This window comes from Massilia sp. METH4, from assembly GCF_037094685.1.
Lineage (GTDB): Bacteria > Pseudomonadota > Gammaproteobacteria > Burkholderiales > Burkholderiaceae_D > Rugamonas.
The window spans coordinates 2135595-2156692 of the sequence record NZ_CP146614.1 but is presented as its reverse complement, the minus strand read 5'-3'; the positions used below and the strand labels follow the sequence as shown (position 1 = coordinate 2156692).

Below are 21098 nucleotides of genomic sequence, written 5' to 3'. Positions count from 1 at the left end.
TTCAGGTTTCGGCTTGTATGCTTGCAATCAGGATCACTGATGCGCATTCAGGCGAAACCTCAAGGCACTACCGCCCTCGTGTCGGGGACATCGATATCGGGACAGCAAAGACCAGTTACATCTATTGCGCGGGTACTGCTGAAACAGGGGTACTGCGGAAATACAACAGAGACGACAAAGGAGCCAAAGCCGGCCCTCCCCCTTCAAGAGGGAGGGCCTAGGCTTTGGCTCAGGCGCTAAATGCTACCGGCGCCAATAATAGTAATTACTTCAGGTCGGCCTTGGCGCCAGCATCTTCCAGCTTCTTCTTGCCGGCTTCAGCGTCAGCTTTCGACAGGGCTTCCTTCACGGTCTTCGGTGCGCCGTCGACCAGATCCTTGGCTTCCTTCAGGCCCAGGCCGGTGATTTCACGCACGGCCTTGATGACGCCGACCTTGTTCGCGCCCACTTCGGACAGGACCAGGTTGAATTCGGTCTGCTCTTCCACTGCAGCAGCAGCGGCGCCGCCGCCAGCTGCCGGAGCTGCCATTGCAGCTGCGGACACGCCGAACTTCTCTTCGAAAGCCTTGACCAGTTCGTTCAGGTCCATCACGGACATCTCGGAAACTGCGTTCAGGATATCGTCTTTGCTAATTGCCATTTGAAACTCCTAATTGATTTGTATGCTACAGAATTGATTACTTGACGAGCGCGCCGCAAACTTAGGCAGCAGCGGTTTCTTCGGCTGCCGGAGCAGCGTCGGAGCCTTCGCTCTTCTTGGCTGCCAGGGCAGCCAGACCACGTGCAAAGCCGGAAACCGGAGCCAGCATGACGCCCAACAGCTGCGAGATGAGGACTTCACGGCTCGGGATGCTCGCCAATGCAGTCACGCCAGCTACGTCGAGCTGCTTGCCTGCATAGTTACCTGCCTTGACGACCAGCTTATCGTTGGTCTTGGCGAAGTCAGCGATGACTTTCGCGGCAGCCACGGCGTCGTCCGAGATCGAGTAGATCAGCGGACCGGTCATGGCGTCGGACAGGTTGGCGAACTGCGTGCCTTCGACAGAGCGACGAGCCAGCGTGTTCTTCAGAACACGCAGGTACACGCCCTGGGCACGCGCGGCTGCACGGAGTTTCGTCAAGTGAGCAACCTGGATGCCACGGTACTCAGCCACGACGATCGTTTGCGCAGTTGCTACTTTTGCGGAAACTTCGGCGACAACGGCCTTTTTGTCATTCAGATTGAGACCCACGGTCAATCTCCTTAGAAGATGCAGAAAAATTTCCGCATCGGTTTCGAACAACGGCGTCCGAGGTTAGGAGTCCAATGGACTGCAAAACTTGTTCGGGTACACCATCTGCGCTGGGTACGGGTTGCCCCGACTATTAACCTCCGCCCAACTGCTGCTTCGGCCCAACGGTCTTTGACTGCCTGGTGCGCACTTCCGTACACACCAGCCCAAAGATGCGCCCGGCTGATGTTCCGCCGGGACTTGAATTCTTGCTTAGGCCGCCAGGTTGGCGTGATCGACACGCACGCCTGCGCCCATCGTCGACGACAGCGAGACCTTGCGCAGGTACACGCCTTTCGACGAGGCCGGCTTGGCCTTGTTCAGGGCTTCGATCAGAGCGACCAGGTTGGTCTTCAGATCGGCGTCGCTGAACGACTTGCGGCCGATGGTGGCGTGGATGATGCCAGCCTTGTCGGTACGGTACTGAACCTGACCGGCCTTGGCGTTCTTCACGGCGTTTGCCACGTCCGGGGTCACGGTGCCGACCTTCGGGTTCGGCATCAGGCCGCGCGGGCCCAGGATCTGGCCCAGGGTACCGACGATACGCATGGTGTCCGGCGAGGCGATCACGATGTCGAACGGCATGTCGCCGGCCTTCACGCGTTCTGCCAGGTCTTCCATGCCGACCACGTCCGCACCAGCTGCCTTGGCAGCTTCAGCCTTTTCGCCGGAGGCGAACACGGCCACGCGAACGGTCTTGCCGGTGCCTGCTGGCAGCACGACGGAGCCGCGAACGACCTGGTCCGACTTCTTCGGATCCACGCCCAGCTGGACGGACACGTCGATCGATTCGTTGAACTTGGCGGTGGCCAGTTCCTTGATCAGCGATACGGCGTTGTCGAACGGGTACACTTTCGTGCGGTCTACTTTAGCCTTGATGGCTTGTGCGCGCTTGGACAGTTTTGCCATGATTAGAAGCCCTCAACGGTGATGCCCATGGAACGTGCCGAGCCAGCGATGGTGCGCACAGCGGCTTCCATGTCGGCGGCGGTCAGGTCCGGGGTCTTCAGTTTTGCAATTTCTTCCGCTTGAGCGCGGGTCAGCGTGCCGACCTTGTCGGTATGCGGCTTGGCCGAACCTTTTTGCACGCCCGAGTGCTTCTTGATCAGGAACGTTGCCGGCGGGGTCTTCATCACGAAGGTGAAGGACTTGTCCGCGAAGGCGGTGATCACCACCGGAATCGGCATGCCCGGCTCGAGGCCTTGGGTCTGGGCGTTGAACGCCTTGCAGAATTCCATGATGTTCAGGCCGCGCTGACCCAGGGCCGGGCCGATCGGAGGAGACGGGTTTGCCTTACCAGCTGGCACTTGCAGCTTGATAAAGCCAATGATTTTCTTTGCCATGATGGCTATCCTATCGTTGGATTTGAGTGGTAGCGCCCCGCCGATACTAGCTGGCAGGGCTCCTCGTACGGATACGCTCCGTTAGGCGGGAGGCAGATCAGACCTTCTCGACCTGCCCGAATTCGAGTTCGACGGGGGTGGCGCGACCAAAGATGGTCACGGAGACGCGCACTTTGGACTTCTCGTAGTTGACTTCCTCGACGTTGCCGTTGAAGTCAGTGAACGGGCCATCCTTGATGCGGACTTGCTCGCCCACTTCGTACAGTACTTTCGGCCGCGGCTTCTCGACGCCTTCCTGCATCTGCGTCATGATCTTTTCGATCTCGCGGGCCGGAATCGGCGTCGGCTTGTTCGACTTGCCGCCGATGAAACCGGTGACCTTGGCGGTGTTCTTCACCAGGTGCCAGGTCTCGTCCGTCATTTCCATTTCCACCAGCACATAGCCCGGGAAGAAACGGCGCTCGGTCACGGACTTCTGGCCATTCTTCACTTCCACGACTTCTTCGGTCGGCACCAGGATCTGGCCAAACTGGTCTTGCATGCCGGCGCGCTCGACGCGCTCCATCAGGGCACGCTGCACGCTTTTTTCCATGCCGGAATAAGCATGCACAACGTACCAGCGCTTGTTGCTGACCGGTACGCTGAGCGGAGCGCCAGCATCTTGTGCCGGAGCGTCGCCCGGCACCTGATCGTCTTGCACGTTATCGCTCATTTAGTTTTTCCAACCCAGAATCAAGTCGTACAACAGGAACTCCAACAGCTTATCCGTTCCCCACAGGAAGATCGCCATCACCACCACGAAGGCAAACACGATCAACGTGATTTGCGTGGCTTCTTTACGCGTAGGCCAAACGACTTTCTTGGTTTCGCGAACAGCTTCTTTCGAGAAATTAATGAAGTCACGGCCGGAGGCGGAGGTGTAGGCAATGCCGACGGAAATAAGCAAACCAACCACAAGCGCGGCTGCCCGCACCAGGGTTGGTTGACCTGCCAGGTAGAAGAACCCGACTACGCCTGCAATCGCTGCAACCACCGCCAGCACGACTTTCAGCTTGTCGCCGCTCGTGCCAACGGTTTGCACGGATTGATTAGACATTCGTTTTTACTTTCGGTGCCCTGCACCAGAATTCGGTGGCAGGGGCGGAGGGCATCGAACCCCCAACCTTCGGTTTTGGAGACCGACGCTCTGCCAATTGAGCTACGCCCCTACGTAAAACTTCACAGTGAGTCCGCTATTCTAGCACCCAACTTTGTTGGGCGCTAGCACTACTTTTGGCAGCGGACTTTTACTACTAACTACTTTGCTTAGCCCAGGATCTTGGCCACAACACCCGCGCCGACGGTACGGCCGCCTTCACGGATTGCGAAACGCAGGCCTTCTTCCATGGCGATCGGGGAGATCAGCTTGACGGTGATCGACACGTTGTCGCCCGGCATGACCATCTCTTTGTCCGCCGGCAGCTCGATCGAGCCGGTCACGTCGGTCGTACGGAAGTAGAACTGCGGACGGTAGTTGTTGAAGAACGGGGTGTGACGGCCACCTTCGTCCTTCGACAGAACATAGATCTCGCCGGTGAAGTGGTTGTGCGGCTTGATCGAGCCCGGCTTGGCCAGAACCTGGCCACGCTGCACGTCTTCACGCTTGGTGCCGCGCAGCAGCAGGCCGACGTTGTCGCCAGCTTGACCCTGGTCCAGCAGCTTGCGGAACATTTCCACGCCGGTGCAGGTCGTTTTCACGGTGTCGATGATGCCGACGATTTCGATTTCTTCGCCGACCTTGATCACGCCACGTTCCACACGACCGGTCACCACGGTGCCGCGACCCGAGATCGAGAACACGTCTTCCACAGGCATCAGGAAGGCACCATCCACGGCGCGCTCAGGCGTCGGGATGTACGAATCCAGTGCGTCGGCCAGGCGGATGATGCAGTCTTCGCCCAGTTCGCCCGGCTGGCCTTCCAGGGCCATACGTGCCGAACCCTTGATGATCGGCAGGTCGTCGCCCGGGAACTCGTACTTCGACAGCAGCTCGCGCACTTCCATTTCGACCAGTTCCAGCAGTTCCGCGTCGTCGACCAGGTCGCACTTGTTCAGGAACACGATGATGTAAGGCACGCCAACCTGACGGGCCAGCAGGATGTGTTCGCGGGTCTGCGGCATCGGGCCGTCAGCAGCGGAGCACACCAGGATCGCGCCGTCCATCTGGGCGGCACCGGTGATCATGTTCTTGATGTAGTCGGCGTGGCCCGGGCAGTCGACGTGCGCGTAGTGACGGGCAGCGGTTTCGTACTCGACGTGCGCGGTGTTGATCGTGATGCCGCGTGCTTTTTCTTCCGGAGCAGCGTCGATCTGGTCGTACGCCTTGGCTTCGCCGCCGAACTTCTTCGACAGCACGGTTGCGATTGCAGCGGTCAGGGTGGTCTTGCCATGGTCGACGTGACCGATGGTGCCAACGTTCACGTGCGGTTTAGTCCGCTCAAACTTACCTTTTGCCATTTTAGACTCCTAACAATTTTTAAGATATTGCTGGGCACGCGCCCGACTGTCAGATTTGGTACTTGCAGCAACCCCGGCGGAGCCGGGGCGAATTCTGGTGCCCTTGACGTGGATTGAACACGTGGCCTCTCCCTTACCAAGGGAGTGCTCTACCACTGAGCTACAAGGGCTTTTTTATTGCAGCAATGAAAACTGGAGCGGGTGAAGGGAATCGAACCCTCGTCTTAAGCTTGGAAGGCTTCAGCTCTACCATTGAGCTACACCCGCGAGGTTCCGTTTCACTACATTGTCACTCAGTTTCCTTGCAAAAACTTGGTGGAGGGGACTGGATTCGAACCAGTGTACTCATAAGAGGGCAGATTTACAGTCTGCTGCCTTTAACCACTCGGCCACCCCTCCGCGAGGAACCGCAGAGTATGAAGCATAAAATCAAAACTGTCAACGCTTCGACACAAACATTTCGTATCGAGCAGCTAACTGCCTGCTTCGGGGCGAGATTGTAGCGGGTACCTCGCAAGAAATGCAAGTGTTGTTTTTACGTTGCATGCTTTGCTATAGAATCTGCAAGTCAACCCTTCCCGCCCTACCCCTGGAGCGCCCCTCTTGAATTTTCTTCAGCGCCGCCTGCCGGCCAACCTGCTGCTGGCGCTCGCCTATGTCGCGATCGGCATCGCGGGCCGCGAACTGACCCTCGTGCCGGGCTTTTCCACTCCACTGTTCCTGCCGGCCGGCCTGGCGCTGGCAGCCCTGGTGAGCGGCGGCCCGCGCCTGCTGCCGGGCGTTGCGCTCGGCGTATTGCTGCTCAACCTGTATTCCCTGCCGCGCGTGGCCGCGATGCCGTCCGGCACGCTGGCGGCCGCCGCGCTGGCCGCCGCCGCGGCGGCCGCCTTGCAGGCTTACGTGGGGATGCACGCCTTCAAACGCTGGGTGCACCCGGCCATCGGCAGCGGGCGCGACGTGCTGCGCTTCCTGGCGCTGCCGCCGGCCCTCGCGCTCATCAGCAGTACGCTGTCGCTGTGCACGCTCGCACTGCTGGGCATGCTGCTCGGGCCTCACCAGTTCTCCAGCTGGCTCACGTGGTGGATGGGCGACGCGCTGGGGATATTGCTGGGCGCGCCGCTGGCCTGGACCCTGTTCGGCCATCCACAAGCGCTGTGGCGGCAAAGGCGCTGGACCGTGGCCGTGCCGGTGCTGGTGCTGGTCGCCCTGTTCACCGTGATCTTCCTGCAGGTGCGCCGCTGGGAAGCGCACCAGCAGATGCAGCAGGTGCACCTGAAGGCGCAGCAGGCGTCGGACCTGCTGCAGGCCAAGCTGTCCGAACATGAGCGCTATGTCTTTGCGATCGTCAGCGGCATGACCGGCTACGGCAACCGCATCCGGCCCGACATCTTCCGCAATCTCGCCCACGGCTACCAGTCCCGTCATCCGGAAATCCTGACGATGAGCTGGCTCAAGCCGGTCGCGGGCGCCGATCGGGACGCGTTCGAGGCCTGGGCCAGGGAGGCCGTCGATCCGACCTTCGCGATCCGCGCGCCGGACGCGACGGGCACGCTGCGGCCCGCACCGCAGCGGGACCGGTACGTGGTGACGAGCTATGCCGAGCCGCGCGCCAATCGCCTGTATCTCGGCCTGGACATGCTGTCCGAACCGGCCCGGGCGGCGGCGGTCGAGCGGGCACTGGCTTCCGGCGAACCCACCGCGAGCGCCCCGTTGACACTGCAGCAACCCGAGCCGCACCGCGCCGTGGCGCTGCTGCAAGCGGTGCCGTCCGGCAGCACGGCGCCCGCCGATGCGATCCTGCTGATCGTGCTCGAACCGAGCACCTACCTGGACAGCGTGATGCGCGAAGTGGGCTTCCCGCACCTGCTAGCCAGCCTGCGCGACGAAGCCACGGGCGAGCCGCTGTCGCCGGCCCCGGCCGGTGCCGCGGACCAGCCCGCTTCCGAGCGCACCCTGCACTTCGGCGGCCGCCTCTACCGGCTGACCCTTACTCCGACGGCCGAGTACATCGCCGGCCAGCACGGCTGGCAGAGCCTCGCCGTGCTGGCCGCCGGACTGGTCCTGACGAGCCTGCTCGGCGGCCTGCTGCTGCTCACCAGCGGCGAGCAGGCGTCCGTGCGGGCGCAGGTCGAGGCCAGCACCGCGCAACTGCAGGAGCGCGAGGCGCGCCTGAAGGCAATCCTGGAAAAGGCGGCGGATGCGATCCTGACGATCGCCGCCGATGGCACGCTGACCGGCGCCAACGTGGCTGCCGGCCGGTTGTTCGGCTACGCCCCCGAGCAGATGGCCGGGTTGCCGCTGGCGCGCCTGCTGCCGGTCGGCAACGATACACCGGACGCACTGCTGCGGCGCATCGCCGCCGATCACGTGCACAATCCGCACGACCACGAAGCCACCGGCTGGCGCAGCGATGGCGCCGCCTTCCCGCTCGCCGTCTCGGTCAGCGAAGTGGAATTGCCCGGGGAACACCTGTTCGTGGCCATCCTGCACGACCTGACCGAGCAGCGCCGCGCCCAGGAGCGCATCCACCGGCTGGCCCACCACGATCCGCTGACGGGCCTGGAGAACCGGCTGTCGCTGAACCTCAGCCTGGAACAGGCGCTTGCCCGGGCGCGCCGCCAGCGCCACACGGTGGCGCTGATGTTCCTCGACCTGGATCACTTCAAGAAGATCAACGATACCCACGGCCACCAGACGGGCGACCAGCTGCTGCTGGCCGTGGCCGAACGGCTGCGCGAACTGCTGGTCGACGTGGACACGATTGCCCGCCTGGGCGGCGACGAATTCATCGTCGTGACGGGCCACGTCACGCCGGACGACGCCAGCCACATGGCGGCGCGCATCGTCGACGCGCTGGCCCACCCGTATTCGCTGGAGGAGCAGGCCGTGCACAGCGGCACCAGCGTGGGGATCGCCATGTATCCGGTCGATGGCGAGGATGCCAACACGCTGCTGCGCCACGCCGACACGGCCATGTATGCGGCCAAGAGCCGCGGCCGGGGCAATTTCCAGTTCTTCTCGCCCGACATGAATGCCGCGACCCACGAGCGGCTGCTGCTCGAGAGCCGCCTGTGGCAGGCACTGGAACAGGAGGAATTCGAGCTGTACCTGCAACCGCAGGTCAACCTGTGCAATGGCGCCGTGATCGGCGCCGAGGCGCTGCTGCGCTGGCACCATCCCGAACTCGGCACGGTGGGGCCGGACCGCTTCATCCCGATCGCCGAGGAATCGGGCCTGATCCTGCCGCTGGGCGAGTGGGTGCTGCGCAAGGCGGTCAGCCTGCTCACTCACTGGCGAGGCATCGGCCTTGGCCACCTGCGGCTGGCCGTCAACCTGTCGGCGCGGCAGTGCCAGGGCGACGGCTTGCTCGCGCTGCTCGACGGGATGCTGGCGCAAGCCGGAGTCGATCCCGCGCTGCTGGAACTGGAAATCACGGAATCGGCGGCCATGCAGGACCCGGAACGCAGCCGCACGCTGCTGCAGGGCTTGCGCTCGCGCGGCATCGGCGTGGCGATCGACGATTTCGGCACCGGCTACTCGTCGCTGTCCTACCTGAAGCTGTTCGAGCTGGACCGCATCAAGATCGACCGTGGCTTCGTCAAGGATATCGAGACCGATCCGAACGATGCGGCCATCGTGACCGCCACCATCGGCCTGGCCCACGCGCTGGGGCTGGAAGTCATCGCGGAAGGCGTGGAGACGGCGGCGCAGGCTGCGTTCCTGCGCGCGCACCGCTGCGACGCGGCGCAGGGCTATCTGTTCGCGCGGCCGATGCCGGCGGCGGACTTCACGCGCGAGGCCGGCGCCACGCTGGACGGCCCGGTATCGGCCCGCGCATAGCGGGCGGAGGGCGGGGCCGGCTCAGGCGCGCTGCCGCACGGTGACGGTGCGCCGGCCGGGGCGCACGTTGTACTTCCTCAGCAGTTCTTCCTGCAGGCCGCCCAGCGCGGCCAGCCGCGCGTTGGCCGGGTCGAGGCGCCGCAGGTGCGCCACCAGTTCCATGCCCTTCGTGCCCAGCTTTTCATCCCAGCCCGCACGTTCCAGGTATTTCAGCACGGCGACGGCGGCATTGAACACCACCTGCGGATTGTCCGGCAGCTTCTGCACGGCGTCCAGCATCGTGTCCACGGCGCCGCGCAGATCGCCCGCCTTGGCCTGCGCCGCCCCCTGCGCCACCATTTCGGCCACCGCGTGGCGGCTTTCCCGGGCGAGCCTGTTCGCCATGTCGCCCTTGCCGGACTGCTCCAGCAGGCGCATCGCCTTCGCCATCGGCGTGCCGCCGCCGGCGCTGGCCATCACATTGCGCATCACTTCGGCCGCCTGCTGCTCGCGGCCGGCCGCCAGGCAGGCGCGGGCCAGTTCCAGCTTCATGCCCGCCGACAGGTGCGGCGCCTGCCGCGCGCCGGCCAGCGCCCTGTCGAGGGCCGCGCCGAGGCGCGCCGTGTCGCCGGTGGCTTCGAGCAGCATGGCCGTGGCGATCGCGGCGCACACGGGCGTGTTTTCGCTGTTCGCCAGCGAGCGTTCCATGTCGCGGATTACCAGCTCGGCCTGGGCCACGTCGCCCTTCTTCAGCAGCGACTGTGCCAGCCGGGCGTGGTCTTCCGGGTCGCGGAATTCGGAGTGGCGGGCCCGCTGCAACACCTGCTTGAGCGCCCGCTCGGCCGAATCGGCATCGCCCGCCTCCAGCGCCACTTCGCCCAGCCGTCGCAGCCGGCCCACCGTGTGCGGTGCCAGGGTGGCGGCGTCGGACAGCACCGCCTGCGCTTCGGCCAGTTGGCCCGCTTCCTCGTGCACGCGGGCCAGCCAGTCGTAGGCGGCGAGATAGCGCTCGTTATGGCCCAGCAGCTCGGCGAGCATGTCGCGCGCCTCGTCGATGCGCCCGCGCAGCGCCAGCGTCTTGGCCTGGCCGAGCCGCGCCCATGGCGCGTTGCGCTCCTGCCACACAGCGCCGTAGACATGCTCGGCCTGCTCCGGCTCGCCCAGCAGCAGATGGGTTTCCGCCCGCACCCGCATGAAGTCGGCCTTGTAGCGGGGCTGCGCGGTTTCCTGTTCGGCGCACGCGGCGATGGCCGCGCGGTGCTCGCCCGCTTCCAACAACTGTTGCACGGGCAGCAGCGCCGCGCGCCGGTCCAGCGCCCGTTCGATGCGGGCCAGCAAGGTATCGGCCTTGAAGGGTTTCAGGATGTAATCGTCGGGCATCAGCTCGGCCACGCTCGTGACCTTGCTGCTCTGCCCTTCCGCCGTGACCATGAAGAACAGCGTGGCCGCCGGAATCAGTTCCTGCTGGCGCAGGTCTTCCAGCAATTGCTGACCATCCTGGCCGCCTTCCAGGTCGTATTCGCACAGGATCAGGTCGACCTGCCGCGTGGCCAGCACGCGCAGCGCCTGCTGCGCGTTGGTGGCCACGTCCACGCGGGCCAGGCCCAGCGTGGTGAGCATGTTCTGCAGGTTCGCCCGCATGCCCGAGTGAGGCTCGATGAGCAATGCGGCAAGGCCGTTCAATTCCGCCATGATGGTGTTCGAGGATCAGGGTTTTGGACAACGGGGCGCGCCGGGCGGCAACACCGTGCCTGCACAGCCATTTTCACACCGCCTATGGTATGCGCCAGCCCGGCACGGTGTCGCGCGCGACGTACTGTCGCCCGCCAAGGCCCGCCCGCCGGTCGCGCTCAGCCGCGCCCCTTGCGCGCGCAGCTGTTCTTGCCCGCCAGGTCGATGTTCTGGTAACGGATCTCGTACCGGCCGCTGGCCAGCTGGTCGACGACGAACTTGTCCTGCGCCTGCACGAACACATAGCGCACGTTGGCGCGGCGTTCCAGGTCGTAGACCTTGATGAAGACGGGGAAGGCATTGTCGCTGTTATCCAGGTTCACCTGCATGTCCTGGCCCTTGGCCATGACAGGGAAGCCTTCCACGTAGCCCGACTGGGTGGGCCAGGGTTCGCCGTTGGGCGCCACCAGCGCCGGCGTTTCATTCTCGCAGTCGCTGGAGTAACCCGGCAGGATCACCTGCGACAGGGCCACCACCTTGACCGGGGGCGGCAGCGTGTCGCCGTCCGGCGAATACGGGCGCGGCGCCGTTTCCCAGCCATCGCCGGCGGCCGTCGCCTGCGACGCACGGGGGTAGGTGGTGGTGGCGGTCATCTCGCCCGACGGCTTGCCGCCCCACGCCGCCGCCAGCACGGTGGAGACCTGGCGGGGTTCGGCCACGGTCAGCATGCCGCCGACCCAGCCCAGGCCGAGGCAGCCGATGGCCGTGAGCCACCAGCCCCAGTTGCCCTTCAGCCGGCGCCGGCGCACGCTTGGTATGCCGTCCGGCCAGGCGCTCACCGGCCCGTCGCCGACGCGCTGCGGATCGTCCTGGCGCGTGCTCTCCACCAGTTCGATCTCGTATTCTTCCTGGGCGATCCACTCGTCGTGCTCCTTGCGCCGCTGCGGATCGGACAAGGTGCCGTAGGCCGTGTTGACGATGGCCATGATGCGGGCGGCGCGCTCGTCGCCCGGGTTCTTGTCCGGATGATACTTCTGGCTCAGCGCCTTGTAGGCGGCACGTACGACTTCCTGCGGCGCGCCGCGGGCCACTTTCAGGTTGTCATAGTGAGTATGAATCTTGCCCATCGTTCTAGTATTGTCAGCCGCGCGTCACGACGGGTTTCGCGCCAGGTCAACCATCATAGCCGAACTTATAACAATTTTCGCACAGAAACACGGCACATCTGCCGCGCCGCAACAGCCACGTGCTACAAGCGCCAGGCCCGGTCGCTGGCCATCACGGCCGGCGGCAACGCCACGTTCTTGCCCACCACCAGCACCTTGAACAGCTCGCCCATCTCGGCCGGCGACAGCAGCTTGTGCACGGCGTTCGATTGCGGCAGGTAGGCTTTCGTATCTGCCGGATCGGTGCGCAGCAGCAGGTCGCCGATGCCCGCGGCGAGCAGGAAAGATGCCTGGTTCATATAGGCCAGCACTTCAGCGCCCGCATCCTGGGCGGCCAGGGCCATGGCGGTGAAATCCACGTGCGCGGTGATGTCCTGCAAGCCGGGCAGGTAGAACGGATCGGGATGCGCATGGTGGCGGTAGTGGCACATCAGCGTGCCCGCCGACCGGTCCGGGTGATAGAACTCGGGCGCCGGGAAACCATAGTCGAGCAGGATCGCGGCGCCGCGGCCGCGGGCCAGCAATGCGCCCAGCGTGCCCATGAAGCCGCACGCGGTGCCGTGCAGCTCCGTCACATAGCCTTCCGGCAGGGTGTCCTGGTCGGGGATCTGCCGTGCAATCTGCGCTTGCAGTCCGGGCGACAGGTCGGCGGCCACGTAGTCGAAGCGCCCTTCCGTCACCGTCACGCATTGTTCCCGCCAGCCGGCCGCCGTCTTCGTGACCAGGTGCACGGGCATGGCATCGAGCACTTCGTTGCCCAGCACCACGCCGTCGAACGTTTCCGGGAAACCGTCCAGCCACAGCACCTGCGGGAAGTCGCGCAGCGCCTCCTGCTGCCGGGCGCGCAACTCGCCGGACAGCTCCACGATCGCATAGCGCTCCACCGCGACACCCATGGCGGCCAGCTCGGTCAGCACGTCGCGCGCCAGCTTGCCCGTGCCGGCGCCGAATTCGAGGATGTTCGGAGCGCTTTGGGCGATAATGTCGGCTGCAACACGCGCCACCGCGGCGCCGAACAGCGGCGACATCTCGGGCGCGGTTGTAAAATCGCCATCCTTGCCCAGCTTGGCCGCACCGCCCGTGTAATAGCCGAGGCGCGGTGCGTACAGCGCCGTTTCCATGAAGGTTGCGAAGGACAGCGCGCCGCCATGCCGTGCCACGTCGGCGGCGATCTGCTGCTGCAGGGATTGCGACGCGGCCAGCGCGTCCGGGGAAGGTGCGGGAAGAGACATCCCCGCATTGTAGCGAATCGGGCCAGCCGCCCCAAATGATGCCCAAATGACGATCCGAGAATGACGACAACCGACCAAATGACAACGAAACATCGCGGCGCGCCGGTGGCGCTCGTGACCGGTGCCGGCCGGCGGATCGGCCGCGCCATCGCGCTGGCGCTGGCCGGAGCCGGCTGGGACGTGGCCGTGCATTACCGTGCCTCGCGCGCGGAAGCCGAGGAAGTGGCCCGTGAAATCGCGGCGCTGGGCCGCCGCGCCGCCCTGGTGCATGGCGACCTGGCCGACGAAGCTGCCGTCAAGCGCCTGCTGCCCGCCGCGGTCGACGCGCTCGGCCCGGTGACATGCGTGGTCAATAATGCATCGCTGTTCGACTACGACAGCGCCACCGATTTCGCCACCGCGAAGTTCGATGTGCACATGCGTGCCAACGTCGCCGCGCCGCTCCTGCTGGCGCAGGCCTTGCACGCGCAGATCGCCGACGGTGTCCAGGGCGTGATCGTCAACCTGCTGGACCAGAAGCTGTACAATCTCAACCCCGATTACCTGTCGTACACGCTGTCGAAGGCGGCGCTGCACACGGCGACCACGGTGCTGGCGCAGGCGCTGGCGCCGAAGGTGCGCGTGGTCGGCGTGGCGCCCGGCATCACGATGGTTTCCGGCGACCAGACCGAGGAAGGCTTTGCCAAGGCCCATGCGCAAACGCCGCTGGGCCGTTCCAGCACGCCCGAGGACATCGCCGCGGCCGTGCTGTATGCGGCCACCGCGCGCGCGGTGACGGGCACCACGCTGCTGGTCGACGGCGGCCAGCACCTGCTGCCGCTGCCGCGCGACGTGATGTTCCTCGCCAAATAAAACCCCTTAACTTCATTTTTCCAACATGCTGTCCGCCCTCACCCACCCCCGCCTGCAAGACTGCCGCCGGCTGTTCCTGCGCAATTACGAAGTGCTGATCAATATCGGCGTGCACGAATTCGAGAAGAAGGGCGAACAGCGCGTCCTGTTCAATGTCGACCTGTATATCCCGCTGGCCGTCTCCACGCCGAAGGCGGACGAGCTGCATGAAGTGGTCGACTACGACTTCATGCGCGACACGATTGCTGCCCGCATGGCCCAGGGCCACGTGCACCTGCAGGAGACGCTGTGCGACGACCTGGCCACCGCGCTGCTGGCCCACCCGCGCGTGCGCGCCGTGCGCCTGTCGACGATGAAGCCGGACGTGTACCCCGACTGCGAAGGCGTGGGTGTCGAAGTCTTCCACATCAAGGATGAAGCATGAACGCCGTCGTAGACAAAACCGCGGACAAGGCGGCCGACAAGGTCGCCTACGAGAACAACAAGCTGCATAAACGCCTGTGCCGCCTGGTGGGCCAGGCCATCGGCGACTTCAACATGATCGAGGAAGGCGACAAGGTGATGGTGTGCCTGTCCGGCGGCAAGGACAGCTATGCCCTGCTCGACATCCTGCTGACCCTGCGCGAGCGCGCGCCCATCCACTTCGACATCGTGGCCGTGAACCTCGACCAGAAGCAGCCGAACTTCCCGGCCGATGTGCTGCCCCGCTACCTGACGGAGCTGGGCGTGCCGTTCCACATCGAGAACCAGGACACGTATTCGATCGTCACGCGGCTGATCCCCGAAGGGAAGACCACGTGCTCGCTGTGCTCGCGGCTGCGCCGCGGCATCCTGTACCGCGTGGCCGACGAGCTGGGCTGCAACAAGATCGCGCTGGGGCACCACCGCGACGACATCCTCGAGACCTTCTTCCTGAACATGTTCTTCGGCGGGAAGCTCAAGGGCATGCCGGCCAAGCTGGTGTCCGACGACGGCAAGCACATGGTGATCCGCCCGCTGGCCTATGTGAAGGAAGAGGACACGGAACGCTATGCGCAAGTGAAAGGCTTCCCCATCATTCCATGCGACCTGTGCGGCTCGCAGGAAAACCTGCAGCGCAAGCAGATCAAGGCGATGCTGCGCGACTGGGAAAAGAAGCACCCGGGGCGCGTGGAAAGCGTATTCTCGTCGCTGTCCACCGTGGTGCCGTCGCACCTGATGGACCGCAACCTGTTCGGCTTCGCGGACCTGAAGACCGATGGCGTCGCCAATCCGCTGGGCGATATCGCGTTCGACGAGGAGCCGTGTTCGACGCCGGCCACCGTGCCGGGGATTATTCCGTTGCAGCCGAAATAAGCTCGGCCAGCCGCCCGCTCGCGGCTTGGGGTCGGAAACCTTCAGGTCGGTCCGTCGCAGCGGTGCGACACCGGTTTTCCTTACCGAAGCCGGCAACATCAGGAAAAAACCGGTGTCGCACACTTTTTCGCTGCGCGAAAAAGTGTGCGACACCAAGCCAACCGGTAGCGGACACTGATGCCGGAAAGTTGGGGACTAACGCGGCATTAGCGTCAGCCGCGAGCGGTACGATCAGAATTTCCGGTCCGTCCGATACACCGGATACAGATTGAACCGCTCATCCCACGAGGGGTGTCGTTTCGCGAAGAACTCCAGCCGCTTGTGCGTGCTCTTCGCGAACTCGGCGTCGTTGTCCAGCCGTTCCTTGAAGTCGGCCGCCACGGCCGGGTCCTTCAGCTGTTCGCGCGCCACTTCCTCGGCGACATATTCCTCCATGTACTCCTTGCGCTCGAAGGCGGTATTGAACATGCCCCAGGCCAGCAGCGAGTCCGCGCCCTGCGGTTCCAGCATCGTCATCACCAGGCGCGCCTTCGGCTGGGCGATCGGCACGAACAGCGACCCGGCGCCCACCTCGCGCGCCTCGGCATTCCATGATCCTTCCACCGCCAGCATCTGGTGGCCTTCGAACGATTGCGGCGTCAGCTTCGTCTTCGTGGCGCGGAACGCTTCGACATCGACCTTGCCGGGTGCCGTGGACAGCACCTTGAACGCCACGCCGTGCTGCTTCAGCTTGGCGCCCACGGCGGCGGCCTGCGCGGCAGGCACCAGGTAGCCGGCCGCCGGCGCCTTGATGACGAAGTCGGGCACGATCTCGTCGCGCAGCGGCACCTTCCACAATTGCGGCTTCGTTTCATCGTACTGCGTCCAGATCCCGCCCGACACGTCGGACGGCACGCGCTTGTACTCATAGCCGCGGAAATCGATCGTCTGCGTCTTGTCGGTGGTCTTGTAGCTGAGCGGGAAATCGAAGCCAGGCGCCTGCCCCGCCATCGCTACTGTACGGGCATCGGCCGCCAGCGCCGCCTTGCGCCATTCGCCACCATGCTGCGCTACCTGATTCAGCAGCGACACGATCGTGTTGTAGGTGATCTTCACGCGCGTGGGGTAGTCCTTCCACGAATGCGTCTCGACCAGCATGCCGAAGCGATTGCGCAGGTGAAAATAGCCGGTCGAGTAGCGCGCGCCGGACATTTCATCGACGAAGCCCGACTGCGGCTCATCGGTCTTGGCGAACGAGATATAGAAGTGTTTCGGGTCCGAGCCCTGCTGGCGCAGGTCCGCGATCACATTGTCGCGCAGCGCGGTGCCGGCCACCCTCAACGCTTCGTCGCCGGCGTGCACGGGTTCGACCTGGATCGACACATCGGGTTCGAACTTGGCGCCGTCGGTCACGTGCAGGTCGACGTAGGCCAGCGGGTCCCACGCGTTCACGAGCGCCAGCATCGCCTGCATCTCGGGCGCGTCGGCCTTCACATAGTCGCGGTTCAGGTTGTAGTTCTGCGCGGTGACGCGCCAGCCCATCTCCACGGGGCCGCGCTGGTTCGGGCGGTTGTTCTTGCCAAAGCGCTCGTGGCCATCCACATTGAATACGGGGACGAACAGCAGCACCTGCTTGTCCAGCGTACCCTGGGCGATCTTGCCGTCGAGGGCGTGGCGCAGCGCGAGGAAGCCGGCATCCTTGCCGTCGATCTCGCCGGCGTGGATGCCGCCCTGCACCAGCAGCACGGGGATGTTCTTCTTCTTCGCCGCGTCGGCCGTCAGCGCACCGGACTTCGACACGGCCAGCGCCAGCATCGGCCGCCCTTCCGGCGTGCGCCCGAACTCGAAGCAGCGCACCGCCTTCGGATATGCCTTCTGGAAGTCCGCGCACAGCCGGATCACTTCGTCGTAGCGGCCGGTGGCCTGGAAGCCGGAGCGTTCCGAGACGGTGGCGAGATCGGGGACGGCATGGACGGCGGGAACAACGGCGAGCAAGGCAAGCGACAGGGCGGTGCGAATCATCTACAAGGCTCCGGTGAGGGTCGGGTCGACCGATAAAAAAGGCGGAACGCGGCACGGATCGCGTGCCGGTTCCGCCGCGGCCGAAGCATTATAGACTTACATGTTGTTCATCTGTAATGCCCCGGCTGGTCCTTGTGGGAACCGCATCATACGTACGAGCGTGTCTTTTTCGAACGAAGCCTTTCGTGATTGCTTATGCGTTGCCCGACAATTCCCGGGCGGTTGTCAACGATCCTTGCATAACGATAGCAGCGCAACGGCCGCGGGGGCAAGGCCCGCAGCCGCCGGCTGTCACGCTGCGTGAGACGCGGAGGCCGCCTCGCGCGAACCTGAGCGATAGGTGGCCAGCAGCGACGCCTCCTTCTGCTTCGCCGCCTTCAGGTGCCGCTCCTTCACATGCCCATAACCGCGGATATCTTCCGGAATCCGGGCGATCGCCACGGCCGTGGCCAGGTTTTCCTGCGTGAGCTTCGGCAGCAGGCCCATCACTGTATCGCGGTACTGCCCGATCAATGCGCGCTCCATCCTGCGCTCGGCCGTGTAGCCGAACACGTCGAGCGGCGTACCGCGCAAGCCCTTCAATTTCGCCAGTACGCCGAACGCATGGCGCATCCACGGGCCGAACTGCTGCTTGATCAGGTGGCCGTCCTTGTCCTTCTTCGCCAGCAGCGGCGGCGCCAGGTGGAACTTCACCGCGTACTCGCCTTCGAACATGCCTTCGATCTTCTGGCGGAACGCGGGATCGGTATGCAGCCGAGCCACTTCGTACTCGTCCTTGTACGCCATCAGCTTGTACAGGTAGCGGGCCACGGCTTCGGCGAGCTTCTTCGAACCCAGCTTCTGCTCCGCGGCGCGCACTTGTTCCACGAAGTCGCGGTATTCGTTGGCATAGGCAGTGTTCTGGTAAGCGGTCAGCAGTTCGACGCGGCGGGTGATCAATTCGTCCAGCGATTGCGTACGCTTGAACTCGATGACCTGGGCAGGCGCCGCCATCTTCGTCACCGCGGCCAGGTCGTGCGCCGCATAGCGGCCCCAGTTGAACGCAGCCTTGTTGAATGCCACCGATACGCCGTTCAACTCGATCGCCTTCATCAGCGCGCCTTCCGACAGCGGCACATGGCCCTTCTGGAAGCAGTAGCCCAGCATGAACATATTGGTGGCGATCGCGTCGCCCATCAGCGCCGTGGCGATGCGGCCGGCGTCGATGAAGTCCACGCGGTCGTCGCCGCACGCGCGCAGGATTTCCGCCTGCGAGCTGGTGCCGGGGAATTGCCAGTCCGGGTTCTTCACGAACGCGGCGGTGGTGGCGCCCGTGGAATTGATTGCGGCCCAGGTGCGGCCTTCGCCCATGCGGCTCAACGCGTCGCGGCTGGCGGTCACGATCTGGTCGCAGCCGATCACCAGGTCGGCGCTGCCGGTGCCCACGCGCGTGGAGTGCAGGTCGGCCTGGCGGTCGGCCAGCCGCACGTGCGACATCACCGGCCCGCCCTTTTGTGCCAGGCCGCTCATGTCCAGCACCACGGCGCCCTTGTTTTCCACGTGCGCCGCCACCGCCAGGATCTGGCCGACGGTGACCACACCCGTGCCGCCGATGCCGGTGACGAGGATGCCGAACGGCTGCGCGGTCGACGGCAGCACTGGCGACGGCAGTGCCGGAATCTCGCCGCCGGCTGCTGCCTTCTTCGGCTTCTTCAATGCGCCGCCTTCGACGGTGACGAAGCTTGGGCAGAAGCCGGACACGCACGAGTAATCCTTGTTGCAGCTGGACTGGTTAATCTGGCGCTTGCGGCCCAGTTCCGTTTCCAGCGGTTCCACCGACAGGCAGTTCGATTGCACCGAGCAATCGCCGCAACCCTCGCACACGGCCTCGTTGATGACCACGCGCTTGGCGGGGTCCGGGTATTCGTTGCGCTTGCGGCGGCGCCGCTTCTCGGAAGCGCAGGTCTGGTCGTAGATCATGGCCGACACGCCGGGTTTGTCGCGCAATTCCTTCTGCACGTCCATCAGCTCGGAGCGGTGGCGCACCGTCACGCCGGGCGCCCAGGCGTAATCGTCGGGATATTTGTCCGGGTCGTCGGTGACGACGATGATCGGGTTCACGCCCTCGGCGGCGATCTGCCGCGAGATCATGCCGGGGTCGAGCGGGCCATCGACGTTCTGGCCGCCCGTCATGGCCACTGCGTCGTTGTACAGGATCTTGTAGGTGATGTTCACCTTCGCGGCCACCGCGGCGCGGATCGCCAGGATGCCGGAGTGGAAGTACGTGCCGTCGCCCAGGTTCGTGAATACGTGCTTCTCGTTCGTGAACGGCGCCTGGCCCACCCACGTCACGCCTTCCGCGCCCATGTGCGTGAACGTGGACGTTTCACGGTCCATCCACAGCACCATGTAGTGGCAGCCGATGCCGGCCATGGCGCGCGAGCCTTCCGGTACCTTGGTCGACGTATTGTGCGGGCAGCCGGAGCAGAAGTACGGCGTGCGGTCCGTTTCCGGATTGGCCTTGGCCGGCACGTTCTTCAGCACCAGTTCCTTCGCTTCCAGGAAGGCGATGCGTTCCTGCACGCGCCTGGCCACCGGATGGCCGGCGCAGTAGTGCGTGATGCGGCTGGCGATGGCGCGGGCGATCTGCGCCGGGTTCAGTTCATAGGTGGCGGGCAGCAGCCAGTCGCCGTGGCCGCTGCGGTGCTGGTTCGACCATTCGCCCGTATCGTCGAACTTGCCGACCACGCGGGGACGCTGGCCGTCCGGCAGGTTGTACAGCTCTTCCTTCAGCGCGTATTCGAGGATCTGGCGCTTTTCCTCGATGACGATGATCTCGTCCAGCCCACGCGCGAACGCCTGCACGCCATCCGCTTCCAGCGGCCAGGTCATGCCGATCTTGTACAGGCGGATACCGATGTCGCTTGCGGCCTGCTCGTCGATGCCCAGGTCGGCCAGCGCCTGGCGCGTGTCGAGGTAGGACTTGCCGGCCGTGATGATGCCGATCTTCGGCTTCGGGCTGTCCCAGATGATCTTGTTGAGTTTATTCGCGCGGCAGTACGCCAGCGCGGCGTACCATTTGTAGCTGTTCATCCGCACTTCCTGGTCCAGCACCGCGTCCGGCCAGCGGATGTTCAGGCCGCCCGGCGGCAGCTCGAAGTCGTCCGGCATGGCGATCTGCACGCGGTCCGGATCGAAGTCGATGACGGCGCCCGATTCGATGATGTCGGTCACGCACTTCATCGCCACCCACAGCCCCGTGTAGCGGCTCATCGCCCAGCCGTGCAAGCCGTAGTCGATGTACTCCTGCACGGAGGACGGGTACAGCACGGGAATGCCGCAGGCCGCCAGGATATGGTCGGACTGGTGGGCGGTGGACGACGATTTCGCGGCGTGGTCGTCGCCGGCCAGCACCAGCACGCCACCGTGGGCCGACGTGCCGGCATTGTTGGCGTGCTTGAACACGTCGCCGCAGCGGTCCACGCCGGGACCCTTGCCATACCACATGGAGAACACGCCATCGTATTTCGCATCGGGGAACAGGTTGGCTTGCTGGGTGCCCCAGACCGCGGTGGCGGCGAGGTCTTCGTTCATGCCCGGATGGAACTTGACGTGGTGGGCTTCCAGGTGTTTTTTCGCCTTCATCGCCGTCTGGTCGATCGACGTAACGGGCGAACCCCGGTAGCCGGTGATGTAGCCTGCCGTGTTCAGGCCTTCCTTCAGGTCGCGTTCACGCTGCAGCATCGGCAGGCGGATCAGCGCCTGGGTGCCGGTCAGGAAGGCGCGGCCGCGTTCGAGCGTCCACTTGTCGTCGAGGGTGATGCCGGGGTTGCCTAGCTCCGTACCCTTGTGAGGTGCGTTCATCGCTTGTCTCCATTGTCTTTTGTAAAGCCCAAGGCCGGCGCCCCATCTTGTGCGGAGCTGCCGGCCCGG

Annotated in this window: 16 protein-coding genes and 4 tRNA genes; 4 read left to right on the top strand and 16 right to left on the bottom strand. The window is 64.6% G+C overall.

The annotated features are described in order from the left end of the window. Positions 1-265: 265 nt before the first annotated feature. From rplL to V6Z91_RS09645, 11 genes are all read right to left on the bottom strand, one after another. Positions 266-640, bottom strand: coding sequence for a 50S ribosomal protein L7/L12 (gene rplL, locus V6Z91_RS09695; protein WP_338769724.1), 375 nt, complete (start codon positions 638-640; stop codon positions 266-268). Between the two features lie 61 nt (positions 641-701). Beyond that, complete coding sequence (gene rplJ, locus V6Z91_RS09690) at positions 702-1232, bottom strand: 50S ribosomal protein L10 (protein ID WP_338771783.1); 531 nt, start codon at positions 1230-1232, stop codon at positions 702-704. A 252-nt stretch (positions 1233-1484) separates the two neighbouring features. After that, positions 1485-2180, bottom strand: coding sequence for a 50S ribosomal protein L1 (rplA, locus tag V6Z91_RS09685; protein WP_338769722.1), 696 nt, complete (start codon positions 2178-2180; stop codon positions 1485-1487). Positions 2181-2182: 2 nt separating this feature from the next. Continuing rightward, on the bottom strand, positions 2183-2614 hold the full coding sequence (rplK, locus tag V6Z91_RS09680; RefSeq protein ID WP_338769719.1) for a 50S ribosomal protein L11: 432 nt from the start codon (positions 2612-2614) through the stop codon (positions 2183-2185). A gap of 97 nt (positions 2615-2711) precedes the next feature. Further along, positions 2712-3326, bottom strand: a complete 615-nt coding sequence (nusG, locus tag V6Z91_RS09675; RefSeq protein ID WP_338769716.1) for a transcription termination/antitermination protein NusG — start codon at positions 3324-3326, stop codon at positions 2712-2714. Continuing rightward, complete coding sequence (secE, locus tag V6Z91_RS09670; RefSeq protein ID WP_338769713.1) at positions 3327-3710, bottom strand: preprotein translocase subunit SecE; 384 nt, start codon at positions 3708-3710, stop codon at positions 3327-3329. It lies immediately after the preceding gene. A gap of 36 nt (positions 3711-3746) precedes the next feature. Then, positions 3747-3822, bottom strand: a tRNA-Trp gene (locus tag V6Z91_RS09665). Between the two features lie 97 nt (positions 3823-3919). After that, positions 3920-5110, bottom strand: coding sequence for an elongation factor Tu (gene tuf, locus V6Z91_RS09660; RefSeq protein WP_338769710.1), 1191 nt, complete (start codon positions 5108-5110; stop codon positions 3920-3922). Positions 5111-5205: 95 nt separating this feature from the next. Then, positions 5206-5280, bottom strand: a tRNA-Thr gene (locus tag V6Z91_RS09655). A gap of 23 nt (positions 5281-5303) precedes the next feature. Beyond that, positions 5304-5377 (bottom strand) — tRNA-Gly (locus tag V6Z91_RS09650). Positions 5378-5423: 46 nt separating this feature from the next. Then, positions 5424-5509, bottom strand: a tRNA-Tyr gene (locus tag V6Z91_RS09645). A gap of 204 nt (positions 5510-5713) precedes the next feature. Between V6Z91_RS09645 and V6Z91_RS09640 the strand changes: the two genes are divergently transcribed. Then, positions 5714-8950, top strand: coding sequence for an EAL domain-containing protein (locus tag V6Z91_RS09640; protein WP_338769707.1), 3237 nt, complete (start codon positions 5714-5716; stop codon positions 8948-8950). Positions 8951-8971: 21 nt separating this feature from the next. Here the strand turns inward: V6Z91_RS09640 and V6Z91_RS09635 are convergent, their stop codons facing one another. The 3 genes from V6Z91_RS09635 to V6Z91_RS09625 all read right to left on the bottom strand — a co-directional run bounded on the left by V6Z91_RS09635 (position 8972) and on the right by V6Z91_RS09625 (position 12998). After that, positions 8972-10621: a response regulator gene (locus V6Z91_RS09635; protein WP_338769705.1), complete on the bottom strand. Its 1650-nt coding sequence runs from the start codon at positions 10619-10621 to the stop codon at positions 8972-8974. A gap of 158 nt (positions 10622-10779) precedes the next feature. Continuing rightward, positions 10780-11727, bottom strand: coding sequence for a J domain-containing protein (locus tag V6Z91_RS09630; protein ID WP_338769702.1), 948 nt, complete (start codon positions 11725-11727; stop codon positions 10780-10782). 122 nt (positions 11728-11849) lie between these two features. Then, positions 11850-12998, bottom strand: a complete 1149-nt coding sequence (locus tag V6Z91_RS09625) for an SAM-dependent methyltransferase (RefSeq protein ID WP_338769699.1) — start codon at positions 12996-12998, stop codon at positions 11850-11852. Between the two features lie 78 nt (positions 12999-13076). Here V6Z91_RS09625 and V6Z91_RS09620 point away from each other — a divergent pair, with 78 nt between their 5' ends. The 3 genes from V6Z91_RS09620 to ttcA are packed head-to-tail and all read left to right on the top strand — an operon-like array spanning position 13077 to position 15185. Then, on the top strand, positions 13077-13850 hold the full coding sequence (locus V6Z91_RS09620; RefSeq protein WP_338769697.1) for an SDR family oxidoreductase: 774 nt from the start codon (positions 13077-13079) through the stop codon (positions 13848-13850). 25 nt (positions 13851-13875) lie between these two features. Beyond that, the gene (locus V6Z91_RS09615) at positions 13876-14274 is read left to right on the top strand and encodes a dihydroneopterin aldolase (protein ID WP_338769694.1); all 399 of its coding nucleotides are present in this window, start codon (positions 13876-13878) and stop codon (positions 14272-14274) included. Continuing rightward, on the top strand, positions 14271-15185 hold the full coding sequence (ttcA, locus tag V6Z91_RS09610; RefSeq protein WP_338769692.1) for a tRNA 2-thiocytidine(32) synthetase TtcA: 915 nt from the start codon (positions 14271-14273) through the stop codon (positions 15183-15185). Before V6Z91_RS09615 ends, ttcA begins: the two co-directional genes overlap by 4 nt. A gap of 231 nt (positions 15186-15416) precedes the next feature. On the opposite strand, the gene V6Z91_RS09605 is transcribed toward ttcA, so the two are convergent. After that, entirely contained in the window at positions 15417-17186 is a 1770-nt protein-coding gene (locus V6Z91_RS09605; RefSeq protein ID WP_338769688.1) for a M14 family metallopeptidase, read from the bottom strand. Between the two features lie 291 nt (positions 17187-17477). Further along, positions 17478-21029, bottom strand: a complete 3552-nt coding sequence (locus tag V6Z91_RS09600) for an indolepyruvate ferredoxin oxidoreductase family protein (protein ID WP_338769686.1) — start codon at positions 21027-21029, stop codon at positions 17478-17480. Positions 21030-21098 lie beyond the last annotated feature (69 nt).

Bases quoted from the DNA above. Each gene is read 5' to 3' on its own strand.
- rplL (WP_338769724.1), bottom strand. From the start codon at position 640: ATGGCAATTAGCAAAGACGATATCCTGAACGCAGTTTCCGAGATGTCC.
- rplA (WP_338769722.1), bottom strand. From the start codon at position 2,180: ATGGCAAAACTGTCCAAGCGCGCACAAGCCATCAAGGCTAAAGTAGAC.
- rplK (WP_338769719.1), bottom strand. From the start codon at position 2,614: ATGGCAAAGAAAATCATTGGCTTTATCAAGCTGCAAGTGCCAGCTGGT.
- nusG (WP_338769716.1), bottom strand. From the start codon at position 3,326: ATGAGCGATAACGTGCAAGACGATCAGGTGCCGGGCGACGCTCCGGCA.
- secE (WP_338769713.1), bottom strand. From the start codon at position 3,710: ATGTCTAATCAATCCGTGCAAACCGTTGGCACGAGCGGCGACAAGCTG.
- tuf (WP_338769710.1), bottom strand. From the start codon at position 5,110: ATGGCAAAAGGTAAGTTTGAGCGGACTAAACCGCACGTGAACGTTGGC.
- V6Z91_RS09635 (WP_338769705.1), bottom strand. From the start codon at position 10,621: ATGGCGGAATTGAACGGCCTTGCCGCATTGCTCATCGAGCCTCACTCG.
- V6Z91_RS09630 (WP_338769702.1), bottom strand. From the start codon at position 11,727: ATGGGCAAGATTCATACTCACTATGACAACCTGAAAGTGGCCCGCGGC.
- V6Z91_RS09625 (WP_338769699.1), bottom strand. From the start codon at position 12,998: ATGTCTCTTCCCGCACCTTCCCCGGACGCGCTGGCCGCGTCGCAATCC.
- V6Z91_RS09620 (WP_338769697.1), top strand. From the start codon at position 13,077: ATGACAACGAAACATCGCGGCGCGCCGGTGGCGCTCGTGACCGGTGCC.
- V6Z91_RS09615 (WP_338769694.1), top strand. From the start codon at position 13,876: ATGCTGTCCGCCCTCACCCACCCCCGCCTGCAAGACTGCCGCCGGCTG.
- ttcA (WP_338769692.1), top strand. From the start codon at position 14,271: ATGAACGCCGTCGTAGACAAAACCGCGGACAAGGCGGCCGACAAGGTC.
- V6Z91_RS09605 (WP_338769688.1), bottom strand. From the start codon at position 17,186: ATGATTCGCACCGCCCTGTCGCTTGCCTTGCTCGCCGTTGTTCCCGCC.
- V6Z91_RS09600 (WP_338769686.1), bottom strand. From the start codon at position 21,029: ATGAACGCACCTCACAAGGGTACGGAGCTAGGCAACCCCGGCATCACC.